The 18,072-nt window shown below is 54.6% G+C and carries 15 protein-coding genes; 1 reads left to right on the forward strand and 14 read right to left on the reverse strand.

Annotated features, from left to right (window positions below; all coding sequences use genetic code 11):
* The 8 genes from BUA65_RS05790 to BUA65_RS18200 all read right to left on the reverse strand — a co-directional run.
* Positions 1–308 (reverse strand): copper amine oxidase N-terminal domain-containing protein (locus BUA65_RS05790; protein WP_131821466.1); only part of this gene is annotated, 308 nt, incomplete at its 3' end.
* Between the two features lie 44 nt (positions 309–352).
* Positions 353–4,246: a cobaltochelatase subunit CobN gene (gene cobN, locus BUA65_RS05795; protein ID WP_072867967.1), complete on the reverse strand. Its 3,894-nt coding sequence runs from the start codon at positions 4,244–4,246 to the stop codon at positions 353–355.
* A 205-nt stretch (positions 4,247–4,451) separates the two neighbouring features.
* Positions 4,452–4,691 (reverse strand): hypothetical protein, encoded by a 240-nt coding sequence (locus BUA65_RS05800; RefSeq protein ID WP_072867969.1) that lies wholly within the window; start codon positions 4,689–4,691, stop codon positions 4,452–4,454.
* Positions 4,692–4,741: 50 nt separating this feature from the next.
* Complete coding sequence (locus tag BUA65_RS05805) at positions 4,742–5,953, reverse strand: Ger(x)C family spore germination protein (RefSeq protein ID WP_072867970.1); 1,212 nt, start codon at positions 5,951–5,953, stop codon at positions 4,742–4,744.
* The gene (locus BUA65_RS05810; RefSeq protein WP_072867972.1) at positions 5,950–7,599 is read right to left on the reverse strand and encodes a spore germination protein; all 1,650 of its coding nucleotides are present in this window, start codon (positions 7,597–7,599) and stop codon (positions 5,950–5,952) included. The genes BUA65_RS05805 and BUA65_RS05810 overlap by 4 nt, the downstream gene beginning before the upstream one ends.
* 42 nt (positions 7,600–7,641) lie before the next feature.
* Complete coding sequence (locus BUA65_RS05815) at positions 7,642–8,745, reverse strand: GerAB/ArcD/ProY family transporter (RefSeq protein ID WP_072867974.1); 1,104 nt, start codon at positions 8,743–8,745, stop codon at positions 7,642–7,644.
* Positions 8,746–8,898: 153 nt separating this feature from the next.
* Positions 8,899–10,257 (reverse strand): ABC transporter substrate-binding protein, encoded by a 1,359-nt coding sequence (locus BUA65_RS05820; protein WP_165613203.1) that lies wholly within the window; start codon positions 10,255–10,257, stop codon positions 8,899–8,901.
* Entirely contained in the window at positions 10,151–10,474 is a 324-nt protein-coding gene (locus BUA65_RS18200) for a cobaltochelatase subunit CobN (protein WP_072867976.1), read from the reverse strand. The genes BUA65_RS05820 and BUA65_RS18200 overlap by 107 nt, the downstream gene beginning before the upstream one ends.
* 323 nt (positions 10,475–10,797) lie before the next feature.
* On the opposite strand from BUA65_RS18200, the gene BUA65_RS05835 reads away from it, so the two are divergent.
* Positions 10,798–11,031: a hypothetical protein gene (locus tag BUA65_RS05835; RefSeq protein ID WP_072867977.1), complete on the forward strand. Its 234-nt coding sequence runs from the start codon at positions 10,798–10,800 to the stop codon at positions 11,029–11,031.
* Positions 11,032–11,058: 27 nt separating this feature from the next.
* Here the strand turns inward: BUA65_RS05835 and BUA65_RS05840 are convergent, their stop codons facing one another.
* From BUA65_RS05840 to BUA65_RS05865, 6 genes are all read right to left on the reverse strand, one after another.
* On the reverse strand, positions 11,059–11,799 hold the full coding sequence (locus BUA65_RS05840; RefSeq protein ID WP_072867979.1) for an ABC transporter permease: 741 nt from the start codon (positions 11,797–11,799) through the stop codon (positions 11,059–11,061).
* Positions 11,792–12,631: an ABC transporter ATP-binding protein gene (locus tag BUA65_RS05845; RefSeq protein WP_072867981.1), complete on the reverse strand. Its 840-nt coding sequence runs from the start codon at positions 12,629–12,631 to the stop codon at positions 11,792–11,794. Before BUA65_RS05845 ends, BUA65_RS05840 begins: the two co-directional genes overlap by 8 nt.
* 71 nt (positions 12,632–12,702) lie before the next feature.
* Positions 12,703–13,770 carry a magnesium chelatase ATPase subunit I gene (bchI, locus tag BUA65_RS05850; protein ID WP_072867982.1) on the reverse strand — a complete coding sequence of 356 codons (1,068 nt, stop codon included), beginning with the start codon at positions 13,768–13,770 and terminating at the stop codon, positions 12,703–12,705.
* Positions 13,771–13,797: 27 nt separating this feature from the next.
* A complete protein-coding gene (locus BUA65_RS05855; RefSeq protein WP_072867984.1) occupies positions 13,798–15,834 on the reverse strand; it encodes a putative cobaltochelatase in 2,037 nt (678 codons plus the stop codon).
* A gap of 34 nt (positions 15,835–15,868) precedes the next feature.
* A complete protein-coding gene (locus BUA65_RS05860; protein WP_072867985.1) occupies positions 15,869–16,303 on the reverse strand; it encodes a DUF3842 family protein in 435 nt (144 codons plus the stop codon).
* Positions 16,304–16,763: 460 nt separating this feature from the next.
* Complete coding sequence (locus BUA65_RS05865) at positions 16,764–18,056, reverse strand: PQQ-binding-like beta-propeller repeat protein (protein ID WP_072867987.1); 1,293 nt, start codon at positions 18,054–18,056, stop codon at positions 16,764–16,766.
* Between the last annotated feature and the right edge of the window lie 16 nt (positions 18,057–18,072).

The raw sequence follows: 18,072 nt of genomic DNA on the forward strand, positions 1-18,072 counted from the left end.
GGTTTACCGTTTACATGAGCCGTATACCGCCCAATGACCAGCTCAACGGTGGATGTTCCCTTCCTGCCGGTTACCTTCTGCGTTTTCTCGTCCCAGCGGACCTCGGCCCCTAACGCCTCGAAGATCGCCCGCAGCGGTACGAGGACGCGGCCCTTTTCCATCACGGGCGGCACATCAGAAGCCAGCCTGACGCCGTCAACCTGCACGTCGATGGTGGCCGCCTGCGCCGGAAGAACATTTCCCCCGGACAGGGCAAAAAGAAACACCAGACATAAGAAAAGAAGTACAGCTTTTTTAATCCCTGGCATTAAAGACCCTCCGTCGCATGATTCTTTATGGTCCACCACGTTGGCTACCCGCCTAGCTTTTCCTTGATTTCCCGCATCTTTGCTCCCCAGTCGGCCACCTCCTCGGCGGTGAGGATGTCGATGGCGCCGCCCTGGAAGTCGCCCTTGATGTCACCCATTTTTTCCTCCAGCCAGCCTTCGATCTCCAGGTAGTGTTCTTTCAATCCTTCCAGCACTTCGGGATCGGCATTCCACAGGCCCCGCTGGTGGGCCTCCAGCAACCGGCGGGCGATTTCTTCCAGCGCCCAGGGGTTGTGTTCTTCAAAGAAACGGCGGTTTTCTTCGTCCAGAATAAAGGTCCTGGTGATGTCGTCGAAGATCCAGTCGTCCACTTCCTGCGTGGTGGCTTCCCAGCCGTAGACCCGTCCAATACGTTTAGAAATGTCCCCGGCGCCTTTATAACCGTGCCGCTTCTGACCCTCGATCCACTTGGGGTTCAAAAGTTTTGTCCGCACCACCCGCCGGATTTCATCGGCCAGGGTACGTACTTCCACATGCTCCGGTTCCCTGGTATCGCCGTAGTAGGTCCTCACCTCTTTACCGGAGGCCACCCGGGCGGCGGCAGTCATCCCGCCATGGGTGCCGAAGTAGCAGCAGCAACCAAAGAGGTCGTACTCGTCGGTAACCACCTTGTTATAGGTGATGTCCACCGTCTTCAGGCTGGCCTGCAACTGGCGGAAGGCCTCCTTGCCAAAAATACCCTTGCCGTAGGCGTAACCGTTCCAGTAGATAAAGATATCGGCAAGGTCTTTCTCCTCTTTCCAGGCCGAAGCGTAAACGGCCAGGTTGACGCCGGCCTGGTAGGTGCCGGGCTTCGAGGCAAAGATACGCAAGGTGGCATCCCGCCAGGCTTGCGGGTCGTTTTGCCCGTCCAGCTGGGCCAGGGTGTGCTTGCGGACGTAGTTTTGTTCAACAGGCTCGTCCAGGGCGGCCACGGTCTGAATGGCCTCATCTAAAAGCTCCACGCAGTTGGGGAAGTTGTCCCGGGTAATGCCGGATACCCGCACGGTCAGGTCAATGCGGGGGCGTCCCAGTTCTTCCAGCGGGATTACTTCGATACCCGCCACCCGACCGTTGGGCAGCCACCGGGGCCTCACACCCAAAAGGTAGAACATCTGCCCCAGGCCTTCGCCGTCGGCCCACATAATGTCGTTGCACATCCAGTAAAGGGCAATGTTCTCCGGATAGCGGCCTTCATCAGCCAGGTGTTTTTCCAGAATTTTTTCCGCCAGGCGCTTGCCCACTTCCCAGGCGGCCCGGGTGGGCACCCGGTGGGGATCCAGGGAATAAAAGTTGCGGCCAGTAGGCAGTACATCGTCCCTGCCGCGGGTGATCAGCCCGGAGGGCCCGGCGGGGATGTATTTCCCGTCAAAACCGGCCAGCAGCGATTCGATCTCCTTAGAACCTTCAATACGCTCGTTCAAATCCAGCACCCGTGGTAAAAGGGCATTTACTTCCGGCAAAGCCTCGGAGCAGACAAACTTATCCCCCAGGACCTCTTGAGCAAAACCCGGATCCACTTCCTGTCCCTTTAAGAACCTGCCAATAAAGGCTTTAACCGCAGCATCAATTTCTTCCAGGAGGGCACCATAGGACTTGCCGTAGCGAAGGGAGAACCTTCCCTGGTCTGCCAAAAGCTCGGCCAGATCCAGATTCATGAGGCCGGCCACGGCCCGGCGCAAAGAGACCTTTTCCCCGGCGTCAAAGCGCAGGATGGAGTTGATGAATTCCACCCGCTTTTCCCCCTGCGGTATCTCGCCGAAGATGTGCTGCCCGTCCTGGATCTGCGTGTTGCGGATGACGGAGAGCACCGCATGGGCCTTCTCCGCTATAAAGGCAAAATTATGGTGACCGCCTTCCACGGGAATCTGCTTGTCCAGGTTGGTCTTTTTGATTTCTTCAATAATTAAATGCTCCAGAGTATGGGCCCGGGCCGGGTCGGCCACCCTGGCCTTTTCGTATTCCTCCAGGTAGCGCTCTAGCTCGGCCAGCTCGTCGTAGAGACCACCCCCGGTCATTACCGTCTGCATGTGGTCCACCAGGGTGGCATAGCTCCTCCTTTTGGCAATGGTGCCCTCCGGCGGGTTATCCGCGTTGTAGATGTAAAGGTGAGGGAGGGAACCGATGGCTAAATCCGGGTAACACTCGCCGGAGAGTCCCACGCCTTTGCCGGGCAGGAATTCCAGGTTGCCGTGGGTGCCCACGTGCACTAGGACATCCACGCCAAAGTCCCGCTCCAGGTAGCGGTAGGTGGCCAGGTACTGGTGCGGCGGCGGGATGTCCGGGTCGTGTAAAATTTTACAGACCTGCCCGTCGCAGCGGGCACCGGCACAGCCCCGCTTCGGCTGCACGCATACCACAGCGTTGCCATATTGAACTCCGGTAATGACGATTTTCCCCTCGTGGACCATGGCCGCGGGTACGCCGTTTTTGGCTTCTCCCGGCGGGGCACCCCAGGCTTCAGTAAGCCGTTCCTTCACCCGCAGAGATAAATGATCAAACCACTGCCGGTACTCTTCTACGGGCATGAGCTTTAATGCCCCGCCCTTGCTGATAATTTCATCGGTGGTAGTCCAGCGGAATTCCGAGATGGCCTTCCGGTTCATAATGGTGTCAATTAACTCTTTGCCGCTGGCGGGAACTTCCACGGAATAACCCGCTTCCTTCATACGGCACAAAATCCTGGCCACGCTCTCCAGGGTGTCCAGGTTGGCTCCACCGCCCACCGTGGCTTCCACCGAGGCACAGGGGTTGTTGTGGAGGATAAAAGCCACTTTTCGCTCGTGGACCGGCTTTCGCGCCAGCTCAACCCACCTGGCCACCCTGTTCACCAGGTGCCGGCAGCGCTCTTCCACGGGCACGCGGATTTCCAGTTCCCCTTCACGCCTGGCTCCGGCAATGAAAATTGGCTCGATTACCCCTTCAAACTCGGGTAGAGCTATACACCAGGCAATATCCCGGTTTAAACCCTGGGGATCCTCTACCCATTCCTCTACCGTGCGGTAAAAGGAAGTTACCGGCTGGAAGACGGGCACGCCCAGCCGCTGTAAGAGGGCCATTCCTGAGGTGGCCACATCCTCGCGCAGGAAGTCATCGGTTCGGGTGCGGGCTTCCAGAAAGAAGGAGATCAGCTTGACCATGGCCTTGATACGGGACCTTCCGTCCTGAGCTAAGAAGTACTGGCGCACCACCTCACCGGAACCCTTCGTACCCAGCCCGTCATCTTTCAGGGAGTAGCAGAAGGCAGGGATAACCCTGAACCCTTTTTCCTCCAGGAGGCGAATTAACAAGTTCTCCACAGCCAGGTTACCGTTTACCCAGTTGTTGCGGGCAAAGAGCAGGCCCACGGTGGGAGCGGAAGCGACCAATGATTCGGGCCAGCCGGCTTTACTGAGGTATGTCTCGTACCAGGACAGGTAATCTTCCACCGTAGCAAAACAACCAGAAGCGGCCGGGTGGTAAATACCCTCCCAGGGGAAGGTAAGCGGCTCGCTGTATTCCAGCCGTTCACCCAGAACTTCGACAGCCAGATACCGGAGCATGTGGGCAAAATTTTCTTTGCCGCCCTGAACTATATATGTGTAGCATCTGGAAACCACATCCGGCCCCACTGTTGAAAGGACCCACAAAGCCGGATCATGGGCCACGCAAACCACGGGCCTGGCCAGTCGTTTTACCGTCTTTTCCAGTTCATCCCAGACAATTTCTGCCGCTGAACGGTAAAGGAAAATCAGGTCGGCCCGGGCCATGTCCTCGAGGGCTTCAGTGAGATCTTCCTTACCCTCATCTAAAAAGCGGGCCGAGTACACCTTAACCTCCAGCACGTCCCTGACCAGCTCCGCGGCCCGCCGCATAGTGGTGGTGTGGCTGTGCCACATCACGGCGGTAATTTTCTTCATGAAATCCCCCCTATCGCAAAATAAAAAAACCACGAAGACCGGCTTCTCTTTCAAAGAAAAGTCATAGCCTTCGTGGCTTTTACCGTTCGAATTTTTACCTGGTTAGATAGCCTCTCTTAAAAACCCGACGACTTCGGTCGTCTTACTCTTACAAAACATTATTGCCCTAAATCTATTCTACATTAATTAAGAAATTCCTGCAAGCTTACGGCGATAGAATTTTTTCTATAGCCTTAAAAAGTGGACGGGTAATTGCCTCAATCCCCTTTGTGACATTTGGTATGGGTAACTGCAAGGCCTGCCCCAAACTTAAAGTGATTCCGATGGCAATTAAAACGAAGAAGGCTATTGTTTCGCGATAAAGTTTCTGTCTGAGTAACCGCGGCAGCTCTATAGCGATGATAACCGCAAAGCCGGTTAAAATAAGCAAAACATTTAATAACATCTTGCCCCTCTCCGCATAATGGTTCCGATATTTGGATTCAGGATATCATTTCATGGAGCCAGAAACGGCGGCTTGCCGGTCATCCCCATACGTCGAATATGGGCAACTACCTGGACACGTACCTCAATGCCCGGAAAAATTTCCGGCCAGTCTCTCTTAATTTTCTTCCATTCCCGGGGGAATTTACGGCGGAACGCCTCTCCGAAGCCGAAGGCATCGGAACCCAATTCCTGTGCTTTGTATACGGCAGCCATTACTTCATTACCGATAGCCGCAGCATGCAAACGGTCCAGTTCCTTAATCACCTCCGGTTTAGAGGTATCAAGGGGTCCTTCCACCTCAACGAGGTTACCTTCTTCCCGGATTTTTACCGTCATAATGATTCCATCTTCTGTTATCTCTGGTTCAATCTTGGCATTGGCGCGTAGAATTTCTATGGTAGCCTTTTTACCCTCCTGGCCGGGGCAGGGAAAAACGATTTGCCCCCCTTTTACCTCGTTGAGTACCCATAAAAGTCCACGAGTTTCGGTTTCATCAAGAAACCCCACCATACGGTCATTACGGAAGAGGGCAGCCCCGGTAAGCCGGAGAGTTAAGGGTGGTTCGAGGGCTGCTTTTTCACCCTCCCTGACCTGTGCCGCAGGGTTAAAAGCTGCTTCAATTACACCTGCATAAGGTTCCTGCCCTTCCAGGCTTAAGGTCTCCAGAAACCGGGATAGAGGAACAGGCGCAAATCTGGAAGTTTGCCCTCGCCAGCGTACGATGTCGTCTATGCGGAGTGCCGGTACAGTAGCATGGGGGTTAGGGATATCGAGTATTTTTGCCGGATCCCCGCGGGCAACGAAGACCATCGTTAAACCATGCCGGATCTCCACGCTGCGTTTTAAAAAGTCCAGCACCCCGCCCACACCTTTTTCAGCCATTGCTTCACTGAAAATAAGGGTACGATTCTGGGCGAAAAACAGCCGCCGGGATGATTCACGGGAAATCTCGCGCAGCGCATCAAAAATGGTGGATCCGGTTCCCTCGTAGTTGCGGTAAGGCTTGGCAGCAATACTGGCCCCGGGTGTAATCCCTCCCCGCTGTCCACCTCCGAGTACGCGCGGATTAGGAACCTGTGCAATGAGACGGATTTTCCCCTGGGGGCCACTATCGATGGCCATGGCCATAACATAACCGAGATCCTCTACTTCCCGCAGGTCCCAGCAACCGGCGTTTAAGCAAATAAGTAAAACAAGAATAATCAGCATGCGGCGTTTCAAATCGTCCCCCCCTGTGGGTGCCGGTCTGGTGGTTCAGGTTTAAGGCCGGATGCCTGCCGTTTCCGGTTGTTTTCGGAGAGTTCTGCAGGACGCCTGCGCATCATCCATAACGGTGCTCTGATGAAAAGATCTTTCCAGTCGTCATGGTGAAAAGGGGTTAATCCGGCCAGGTACGGTAACCCAACGGAACGCAACCCGGCGAGATGGATCAGGACAGCAAGCATTCCTGTGGCCACGCCGAAAAGACCCAGCAAGCCGGCCAGGAACATCATTGGAAAGCGTAAAATGCGGATGGAAATGGCCAGATCAAAGGAGGGCGAGAGAAAGGAGGAAATCCCCGTTAAGGCCACCACGATAACCATCAGCGGCGATACTACACCTGCCATTACCGCTGCTTCACCGATTACCAATGCCCCAACAATGCTTACTGCCTGACCTACCGCCCGGGGCAGACGTACACCGGCTTCCCTTAAAATTTCGAAAGCAATTTCCATCACCAGTGCTTCCACCACGGCAGGGAAAGGTACCCCCTCACGTGCGGCAACGATGTTTAAAAGAAGCCTTATAGGAATCATTTCCTGATGGAAGGTAGTCACAGCCACATATACGGACGGGAGGAGAAGGGAAACGGCGAAAGCGCACCAGCGCAAAAGGCGAATGAAAACACCCAGGATAAAGTGGTGGTAAAAATCCTCCGGACTCTGCATATGGGCTACGAGTTCACCCGGCACAATTAGGACAAAAGGTGTATTTTCAGTGAGTATGGCTACCCGTCCTTCAAGCAGGTTGGCTGCCACCCGGTCCGGTCGTTCGGTAGTAATGGCCTGCGGAAAAGGAGAAAGTGGATGATCCCGCAACAATTCCTCCAGGTAGTTTGATTCGAGAATACCGTCAATATCGATACGCTTAAGCCTCTCCCTGACTTCGGCAACCAGTTCCGGCGCAGCCAAGCCCCTGACGTACCCCACCACAACCTGCGTGTGGCTGATCCGGCCCAGAACCATGCTTTCCAGTACCAGGTTTGGCGTCTTGAGCCGCCGTCGCAGAAGGGTAATGTTGGTATGCAAAGCTTCGGTAAATCCCTCACGGGACCCCCGTACCACCGCTTCTGTCATCGGTTCTTCCGGAACACGGGTTTTAAACCCGGCGGCCTCCAGCGCCAGGCCCTCTGATTCACCATCCACCAGAAGAACGACCGAACCTTCCAGAACATGATCGATTACCTCGTGCAGGTTGACACACTTTTTGACCACGTCCACGGGAAGGGCAACACTTAAAATTTGATCCAGGAAGGAACCCCGCGCTGGTTTAAATGGCCTGTAATGGATCATCAATGGTTTGAGCAGGTTTTCGTTTAAAAGTACCCGTTCTACCATACCCTCCAGGAAAATTGCCGCCGCTTCCCCGATGCCGCCTCCTATTTCAAACTGCCGGATAATAAAATCCGGACAATAACCGGATATTCCCTTCAGGCGCTTGATGTTGGTCGCCAGGTCAGCCTCGATGGGAATACGCTCCAGATCATATTTTTCCACGACGGCCTGGTGAATCCAATCCATGTCATCCGGGCCGGTGTTTTTTCCCGCCGCTTTATACGCATAATTCCGGATCAAATGGTGCAGCTTCTTTACAACGCGCTTTCGCACAGAAAGAACATCCTCCTTTTTTAATAGCCCCGCAAGTAATGGTCATGCTTTCCTGGTGGAAATATGGCGAATACCGGCTGTAATCAAAAGAAAAATGGTGATTATAAAATTAACAAAGATAATGGTTAAGGGGAATACTTCCCCGGAAAAAGCAAACAACTCGGCAATATTCTCCCAGGCCTGTACCGCGAGCGCCATCATTATGGCCATGGAGGGTAAGATTAAGGGGCGATAGTCTTTGACGTTGAGCCACTGCGCCAGGCCAAGCACTCCGGCGAAAAAGAAAGTGGTTAACTTGATCAGCATACCCGCCACCCAGATCATCATGAAAAGAGCATCCTGCCGTTCCAAAATCGGTAACGCCTCTAATTTAATCAGCCGGGCCATATTGAAGGTGGGAAAAAGAAAACAGGCTGCCTCTGTTGGGCCTACTAATCCAACTGCTCCGATAACCACCATCTCCATAGCTATAAAAAGGATTAGAATGGCCAGGAAGCTGGTCTTAACCACTTTTTCTTTATTATCTATAAATGGGTAGAGCATCAGGAGCACCGCGGTTTCCCCAAACCATCCACCGGGTGGAATTGCTCCCAGCAATATTGGGCCCAACCCGTTCTCCAGAGCAGGAAGGAAGCGCCATATTTTAATATCTTTTATAATTAGTAAAACCACTAATACCATCGTTGCCAGTACTACCGTCAGAACGATAGAGCTCATCCGGCAGATTACCTCAAGCCCGCCATAAGCCGCATAAACGGCAAGCAGAGAAAGAACAAGCATAAAAACAATAGGTGGCGTACGCGGCATGTAGGAGGAGCACATTAGAGCAGAAAATTCTTGCAATACGAAATAACCAACGTAGAAGAAATAAAAGAGGTATACAAATCCCACCACCTTACCCGGCACCTTGCCGAGAATGAGTGGCGCATACTGCACAACCGACGCATCCGGAAATCGCCGGGCCAGGCTGACGGCTGTATAAACCTGAAGACTACCAAAAAAACAGGCTATGATTACGGAGATCCAGGCATCCTGCTTTGCGTGCTTTGCTGTAATGGCCGGGACGAATAAGATGGCTGTGGCCAAAACAATACTCACCTGATATACCATAGCCTGGTAAGCCGATATTTTTCCTTCTTCACGCATCGGTCCCACTTCGCCCAAACCAGGTCTGACCCGGAATTTTTACTTACTGCCAGCATTTATTCTTGCTTTTATCTCGTTTACCTATGCAAAAAAAAAGGCCGCATTCCGGCATCTCAAACCCGCGGACAAATGGAAATATAGAACCAGGACCACCTACTTCGACGGGTAAACCCATACGCCTTTAAGCTCCTCCCCGTAGAACTTTTTGAGCATCTCCCGGTGCACCGCCTCCGGGTCTATGTCTTTAAAGAGCTCCGGGTGCAGCCACTTGGCGATGTAGTACTCGCCCGCCGCCCCGCGGGGCGCGCAGGTGATTTTGGAACTGACCAGGAAGACCCGGCCCTCTTTAACCGCGCTCGTGTTCCGAAGCGCCGGCCGCCGCATTATCTGCTGTCGGATCTCCTCGAGCTTCTTCACGTCTCCCTCCCAGCCGCACTCCGGCGCCGAGACATACTTGATAATCACGTCCGGGTTTTTCGCCGCCACCCACTCCGAGGTCACCACCGGGTAGGCGATCCCCCGGTCGGCAGCAATATTGATCCCGCCGGCCCACTCAATTAGCGGGTGCGCCCCCGAGCCGCGGCCGTTGGTCTTCCACTCGCCAAGGCCCGACTCCCAGTAAACCTTCGGCTTCTGCCGGGAACTCAGCCCCTTCGTCCGCGCCTGCACCACCTGCCAGCGCTTCTCGATATAACCCGCATAGTCGCTCGCCCGCTTCCGACAGTCGAAAACGAGCCCGAGCGTCCTGATCTCCTGCGGGATGAGTTCCGTTCTGTACCCGTATATCCTGAGCACAGGGATCCCCGCCCGATTCAGCTGACTGCGGAGCTTGGGATCAAGAAAGCCCTCGATCACCAGGTCGGGTTTGAGCGCCAGGATCTTTTCCACACTCGGCGTAGACGATTTTCCCACTGAGGGAAGCTTGGTGACATAATTCGGCCACTGTTCATTATCTTTCGTGTGATCGTCAACCGCCACCACCGTCTTTTCGACTCCGAGGGCCTTCAGCATTTCGGCGGGGTATCCACCTAGAACCACTACCCGCCGGGGCGGGCAGGGCACCCGGACCGCGCTCTTTTCAATCTCTCCTTTGGAAGTAACGAAATATTCCGTGACCGTAATTCTCTTCTGCTGTGCAGCCACTGCAGGCCAAACTGCGGCTGCCAGCAGAACCGCCGCCAATACCGCCGCCCATAAAACCATCCAGTACCGCCGCAAAGCAAAACCACCTCCGCATCCTAATTCTTCCAGCGGGATTACTTCGATACCCGCCACCCGACCGTTGGGCAGCCACCGGGGCCTTACACCCAAAAGGTAGAACATCTGCCCCAGGCCCTCGCCGTCTGCCCACATGATGTCGTTGCACATCCAGTAAAGGGCAATGTTCTCCGGATAGCGGCCTTCATCAGCCAGGTATTTTTCCAGAATTTTTTCCCGCCAGACGCTTGCCCACTTCCCAGGCCGTCCGGGTGGACACCCGGTGGGGATCCAGGGAATAAAAGTTGCAACCAACAGGCAGTACATCGTTCCTGCCACGGGTGATCAGCCCGGAGGGCCCGGCGGGGATATACCGGCCGTTAAAACCGGAAAGCAGCGATTCGATTTCCCGGGAAGCTTCGATCCGTTCGTTCAGATCCAGCACCCGCATGGTAGTGGTGTGGCTATGCCACATAACGGCGGCAATTTTTTCATAGCACTCTCCTCCCCACGCCTGAAAATTAAAAGCCACAAAAAGCAGCCCCTCTTTCGAGGAGGAAGATACTGCCTTCGTGGCTTTTACCGTTCGAGTTTTTACCTGGTTAGACAGCCTCTCTTAAAAACCCGACGACTCCGGTCGTCCTACCGGCAAAAATTTCGTTCATTTTCCATTAGTACTGCGTTGAGTAAAAAATTCCTGCAAAAAAGGTGAAAAAATTTAAATTGAAAGTTTTAAACCAAATATTTTCCAGATGCCGGAAAATAATTGAAGAATTAAAGATAGTTATGTATTATCTCCCACTGAACGGGTTAACCTGAAAACGAACATAAATAAATCCAAAGGAGGAAAGGCAAATGAGCTGTTCCAGCATCAAGCACCGTTTTGAAGAAGAAAGGCAAAGGGGTCTCTCTTTTGAACGGGCCATGGAAATGTACCGGGAACTGGAGGGCTCCCTAGCAGCTCACCGCCTGGAACTGGAAGACCTGCAACGCACAAATGCCGATCCGGGCCGCATCAGTCACCTGCAGGCACATATAAATGACGGCGAAAGACTGCTCAAGGAGATGAAACAGCTCCACCTGCATTAAGGAAGGGGGCCTTACAGGCCCTCCTCCTTACCTGACCCTTTTCACCACCATTACGCCAGCAACAAACAACACCGCCGCATACCCCGCCAGCACTGCCAGGGATACGGGCAGAAGCCCGTCCCCGCGGGCCAGGGCACGTAAGGCATGGCTGGAGTGGGTTAAGGGCAGCACCTCTATTATATACGCTACGGCCCCGGGCAGGCGGTCGGGGGAAAAGAAGGTACCGCAGAGAAAGGACATGGGCAAAATAACAAAAGTAGCAAAGTTGGCCATATCCTCGTGGGAGTTGATGGTCATGGCCGCCACCACTCCCAGGGCGGCAAAGAGAAAACAGGTGAGGATGACCACCAGGAAAAACCACCCATTTATAGCAAGGTGGGCTCCAAACACAAAAGCCAGGGCCAGAATGATCAGAGAAGCAACCAGCCCGCGCACGGTGCCCGCCAGCACTTTGCCCAGCACAAAAGCACCGGCGCTGATGGGAGCAATCAGGTATTCCTCTAAGGTTTTGTGGTACAGGCGGCTCATATTCAGGGAAACGCCCACGGCGTTAAAGCTGGTATTCATGGCCGAAAGGGCGATAATCCCGGGCACTACAAATTCCAGATAGTTGCCCCCATTCATTTGAATCCCCCGGCCCAGCCCCCAGCCAAAGGCCACCAGATATAAAAGGGGGCTGACCAGCCGGGAGGCAAAGAATTTAACAAAGGTGCGCCTGAAAACCACCATTTCCCGCCAGAATACGGTGTAGAAATCGATCTCAATCACCCACCTTACGCCCGGTTAGCTCGACGAAAACATCTTCCAGGTTGGATTCCCGGATTAAAACATTTCCATCCAGCTGGCCGGCATAGGCCAGGGCCCTATCACGGCTGGGAAAAAGTTTATAACCGGTATCTTTACCTCCAAAAGATTCCACCACCACTTCTCCTACCTTTTGCTTTAATTCCCGGGGTGTCCCCAGGGCAATCAACCGGCCTTTATCCATAATGCCCACACGGTGGCAGAGAACTTCCGCTTCTTCAATGTAATGGGTGGTTAAAAGGACAGTCATGCCTTCATTGTTCATGCGCCGGATTAAGTCCCAGATCTTGCGGCGGGTCTGGGGGTCCAGACCCACGGTAGGTTCGTCTAAGAAAAGAACTTTTGGGTTGTGCATCAATGCCCGGGCAATCATCAGCCGGCGCTTCATGCCGCCGGAAAATTTGCTCACCAGATCCCCTGCCCGCTCCCGGAGTTCCACGTAGTCGAGGAGCTCCTCGATTCTCTCCTGCCGGCGGGAAGCAGGAATCCTGTGCAGGCGCCCGTGCAGTTCCAGGTTTTCCCGGGCGGTCAACTCCTGGTCCAGGTTCATATGCTGGGGCACCACGCCGATTTCCTTTTTCACCTTGTCCAGATCCCGCATAACATCATAGCCGTTAATTAAGGCCGCGCCGCCGGTAGGTTTGGTGAGCATGGTCAGCATCCTTATAGTGGTAGTCTTACCGGCACCGTTGGGACCGAGCAGGGCGAAGATCTCCCCTTTCTCAATATGCAGGTCCAGGCCATCCACGGCGACAATGTTTCCGTAATGTTTGGTCAACTGGCGAAGCTCAATCACTCTGTAAACCTCCGGCTCAATATCACTGCGCGTAAAAACCGGCCGTAATCTCTTCCGCACCCGCCGTCATATTACCGGTGGCTGTGGCCGTGGTGATAATCGTGAGCATGGCGTGCCTTTTGTCCGCCCATGATTACCTGCAATTTCTCCCGGTCGATATCCATTTCCTGGAAAGGCTTGCGACGCATGCGGTGGAGCAGGGCCAGGTTCACCGAACTGTGCACATCATCGCGGGTAACCTCGGTACGGCCGGCCAGGGCGGCCATGGTTTTGGCCGCCTTCATCATCACCAGGTCGGCCCGGTGGCCGTCCACACCCATTTCAATGGCTATCTTTGCGATCAGATAAAGCATTTCCTCCGGGATTTCTACTTCCGGAAGCAGTTTTTTAGCCGCCACGATTTGCCGGCGTAACTTTTCCTCTTCCCCCTCCCACTGCCTGGTAAACCCTTCGGGATCTTCTTCAAAAGCAGCCCGGCGCCTGATCACCTCCACCCGCAGCTCCGGGTCCATAATACCGGTGATATGTACACAAAGGCCGAAACGGTCCAGCAACTGGGGCCTCAGTTCTCCCTCCTCCGGATTCATGGTGCCCACAAGAATAAATTGTGCCGGGTGGGTGAAGGAAACCCCTTCCCGCTCCACAGTGTTTACTCCCATAGCTGCGGAATCCAGCAACACATCGACCACGTGATCGTCTAAAAGGTTTACCTCGTCCACATAAAGAATACCCCGGTTGGCCTGGGCCAGAACACCCGGTTCGAAGTGCTTTTCTCCCTTTTTGATGGCCTGCTCAATGTCCAGCGTCCCCACCACCCGGTCTTCAGTGGCTGATACGGGCAGGTCCACCACCCGCATTTTTCGCTTGGCCCGGGGCAGTTCCTCGCCCGCGGCAAGGCGTTGCCGGCAGTCCATACACATGGTGGTGATATCATCGGGGTCACAGCTAAAGGGGCAGTCGGCAACCACATCGATCTCCGGTAATAATGCCGCCAGAGCCCGTACGGCGGTGGATTTGGCGGTGCCCTTTTCCCCCCGGATGAGAATGCCGGATAGTTTGGGGTTGACGGCATTTAACAACAAGCCTTTTTTCATTTCCTCCTGCCCGACAATGGCTGAAAAAGGGTAGATATATTTCATCTTCCCATCTCCTGTATTTTAGAATTCTTAAATTATTTCTCGCACTGCCTGTACCAGAGTATCGGCCTTTAAATCATCTATTTTGTAATATTCCGCCCCCAGGGCAAAAGCCAGTTCCCGGGCCAGGCCAAAGGTAATAAAACCATCTTTTTCTACATCGATGACTAAAGTTTTAATTCGCTCTTCTTCCCGGATTACCTCTGCCACGCGGCGGACCTCAGCCTGAGGCCTATCCTGACCCATGCTGACATTCGCCCGCCCATCGGAGATAAGAATCAAGAGAGGCGATATGTTCGGGTCCTTGTACAGGTGGGCCCTGGCTACCTCATAAGCCTTGAGCAGACCGGCGGAAAGCGGGGTCTTCCCGCCGGTGGGCAGTTCTTCCAGCAGCTTATAACCCATCTCCACGCTACCGGTAGGCGGCAGCAAAACTTCTGCCGTATCCCCCTTAAAGGCCACCAGACCGATTTTATCCCGCTTCTGATAGGCATCCATCAAAAGGGAGAGAATCGCACCCTTGGTTTCCACCATACGCTGCTGCGCCCCCATGGAGCCGCTGGCATCGACGACGAAAAGTAAAAAGTTCCCGATGCGCTTTTCCCGCACTTTTTCCCGGATGTCTGCCGGTGTGAGCGCCACAGCCAGGCCATTCTTTTCTCGATAAACCTGATAGGGGGCCGCCGCCCTTAAGGTGGCATCAAAGGCCAGGTCGTTGTTTTTGCGCTGCATGGTACTGCGCACATATCGCCCGGCCCGGGTGGCCGTCCTGGTGCGGGAACGGCGCCCGGAGCCTTTGCGCAACAGACGGTCCCGGTCATAAGTAATGCGCCGGACCGGAAAGGGCTGCCCCACAGCAAAGACCACATCCTGCGCAACTGCGGGAGGAGCGGAAGCCTGATCCGGCTCATGATCCTGTGTGGACGACTCCTGGTCCCGCGATTCCTGTTGTTCTGCCAGCCGGCTATCTTCAAAAGACTCCCCGGCCGGGGCCTCTTCGCTTTGTTCCGGGTTTTGTTCCTGATGATCTTCCTCTTGCGGCGGTTCCGGTTCCTCTTGAGGCGGCTCCGGCTGCTCCTGAGGCAGCGGAGGAGCTTCTCTCGCCCGGTGTGGAAGAACCAGCTCTGCCGCTTCCAGGATGTCATTTTCGGTTACCTCTATCCGGCCGTCGAAGGCGGCAATAGTCCGGGCAGCAGCGGCCATGACAATATCGGCCCGGTGCCCGGCCGCCAGGGCTTCCATGCTCAAACGGGCAGCCAAGTGTAACAGATTCTCCGTAATGGTAACCCGGGGGAGCATAGCGCGGGCGGCAATGATTTTCTCCCTTAACCTTTGTTCTTCAGGCGCCCAGCAGGCCAAAAAACCCATTGGATCCGCATCAAAGGCCTCCCGGCGGCGGATGATTTCCACCCGTTGCTCCGGGTCGTCCACCCCCTCAATTTGCACACAAAGGCCGAAACGGTCCAGCAGCTGGGGCCGCAGTTCTCCCTCCTCCGGGTTCATGGTGCCCACCAGGACAAACTCCGCCGGGTGGGTGTATGAGATGCCTTCCCTTTCCACCACATTCACGCCCATAGCCGCCGCATCCAGTAAAACATCCACAATATGATCATCCAGCAAGTTGACCTCATCCACATAGATGATCCCCCGGTTGGCCCGGGCCAGTACTCCCGGCTCAAAACGGGGCCGGCCGTACTTGATGGCGTATTCAAAGTCCAGGCTACCCACCACCCGGTCCTCGGTGGCCGAAACAGGCAGATCAATGACCTGCACCCGGCGGCTGGTTCTTTCCAGCTTCCGGCCGGCCGCCAACCGTTCTCTACACCTGGAACAAAGGCGAGCAAGGTCATTGGGATCGCAGTTAAAGGGACACCCCACCACCACTTCAATTTCCGGCAACAGGGCAGCCAGTGCCCGCACGGCGGTGGACTTGGCCGTACCCTTTTGCCCGCGGATGATAATTCCCCCCAGGCGGGGGTTAATCGCGTTCAAGATTAACCCTTTTTTCATTTTTTCCTGGCCGACAATGGCCGTAAAGGGGTATGTTACCCGCTGAAAAACCGACATAAATGGACCCTCCATGTGAAGATAAACAGCGGCTTTAACCCTGTCCCGCGCACCTGGCGGCCATTATAGTCTTCACCCGTTCTACCAGAAAATCAATTAAATGGGGCAGCGGCTCGGCAACTACCCCCACTATCTCTACATTGGAGCGATTTAGGTGCAAAAGAATCTTTCTCGCAGGGCTCTTAGCCACCGCTTCGGCCATGCCTGGAGTGAATTCCCCCAGCATACTGTGGGGCATCAGTACGGCAATGGTGCCTACAATAATGTCCACCTTATCCGCATTGTAAATAACGGCATTTTCGCCGCTGGCCGCATCGTTGGCCCCTGCCTTAAGCATCAAAGCCGCCGCCATGGCGTTGGTACCCAGGGCGATGATTTCCACATCGTCCTTTGGCAGGGCCTTCCGCAACTTTTCCACGATGACCCGCCCGATGCCCCCGCCCTGCCCGTCAATTACTGCTATACGCATGCCTTTTGCTGCTCCTCCAATTTTAAAAAAAGAAATGGCGGCATGTGGGGGTGACCAGTCCCCACATGCCAGGACGAAAGGAGGTACAGCATGCAGGGTTGACCAGACCACTGCATACTCGTTGAGAAGGAGTCGACCCGTTTACCGGGGATCCCGTCCGGCAAACAGGTATAGGGTTAAAAGCTAACGCCAAGGTTTAGCTTAGGACCCCCGCAGTTAAACCGCGGCTGATGCCGCACTGCCTGCCCCGGGCAGGCAAAAATAAGAAAACCATGAAAGCCTGCCCTCCTCCCGGAAGGAAAACAGCACCTTCATGGTTGCCAGTACTCTGAACCTCAAATTCGATTAACGACCGGTGATCCTTACATCGTCCTGAAGCCGGGCAGCTTCTGCCGCCCATTTATCTTTGTAAAAGTAGTTCGCCATCAAGTTCAAAGTTCCTGCTGCTCTTGTAAATTTTTTATCCGCAATTTTTTGCTCCCTTCCTTTTCAGGGTAAAAATCAAAGCCAGGCCGGCAAGGGCGGCCCCAGCACCGGTGAGCAGCAATAATGAAGTAGTCAATGTTCCGGTCCCCTTTAATTTCAGCAACAAAACCTCACTCCCGGCATCTTTTGACATCCCCTTTCTCCCCGCCACAACATACCCGCCGTCCTTTGACTGCAGGATACTGTAGCCGCTGCTGCATCCGGCACCGGCAATGGTCTTCTCCCAGACAGGATCGCCATCTTTGCCTGTTTTCACCACCCAGGTATCGTAGTCGCCCTCGGCGGATTCTTTTTTACCCGCCAGGATATACCCGCCATCCCTGGTCTTGCGGACGGCATAAGCTGAACCGGCCTTCCCGTTTCCATACGTCTTTTCCCAGAGCAAATTTCCATCACGGTCAACCCCAACCAGGTAAGGCATCAGAATCCCGCCCTGCCCGCCGGTAACCTCCTTCTCGCCGGCAATCACATAACCGCCGTCACGGGACGGAGCCAGTGACCAGCCGTAATCCGACCCCCTGCCGCCGTATGTCTTCTGCCAGATCAACTGCCCGTTTCCGTCCGTTCGCAAAAGGTATACGTCGGGATTGCCGTTACCAAAGGATTCAGCATTGCCCGCAATGAGATAACCGCCGTCATCCACCTCCAGCACGGCATAGCCGCAGTCGGAACCCTTACCGCCGTATGTTTTTTCCCAGAGCTTTTTGCCGGCAGAATCCAGCTTGATCAGGTAGACGTCATATATGCCCGCGCCAAAGGACTCCGTACCCCCGGCCAGGATAAAGCCACCGTCTTTTGTCTGCTGCACGGACCAGGCATAGTCACAATACCGGCCGCCGAAGTTTTGTTCCCACAAGAGCTCGCCCTTTTCATCCGTCCGCACCACATAAACATCGTGGTCATACCCGTTTAGGGATTTTGTATCCCCAACAATGATAAAACCGCCGCCGCGGACTTCCTTTACACAGTAACCGCAACTGTAGCCATTGCCCTTGAATACTTTTTGCCACAGCCTGTTCCCTTTACGGTCCATCCGGGCAAGGAAAACGTCAGAACCCCCTTCCCTGGACTCGATCCAGCCGGTGCAAATATATCCTGCGTCCCTTGTCTGGACCACACAGCGGGCCTCTCCTTTGTCCGGAGTACAGGACCACTCTACTGTCGGAGCCTGCCCGGAAGCTGCTTTTACCTGCCCGGGAAAAATTAATCCTGCGGCGGCCAGGCAAAAGGGCAGTATGATCAGAAAAAACGGCCTTCTCGTAAACAAAGCATTCTGCCCTCCT

This window comes from Desulfofundulus thermosubterraneus DSM 16057 (assembly GCF_900142025.1).
GTDB lineage: Bacteria > Bacillota > Desulfotomaculia > Desulfotomaculales > Desulfovirgulaceae > Desulfofundulus > Desulfofundulus thermosubterraneus.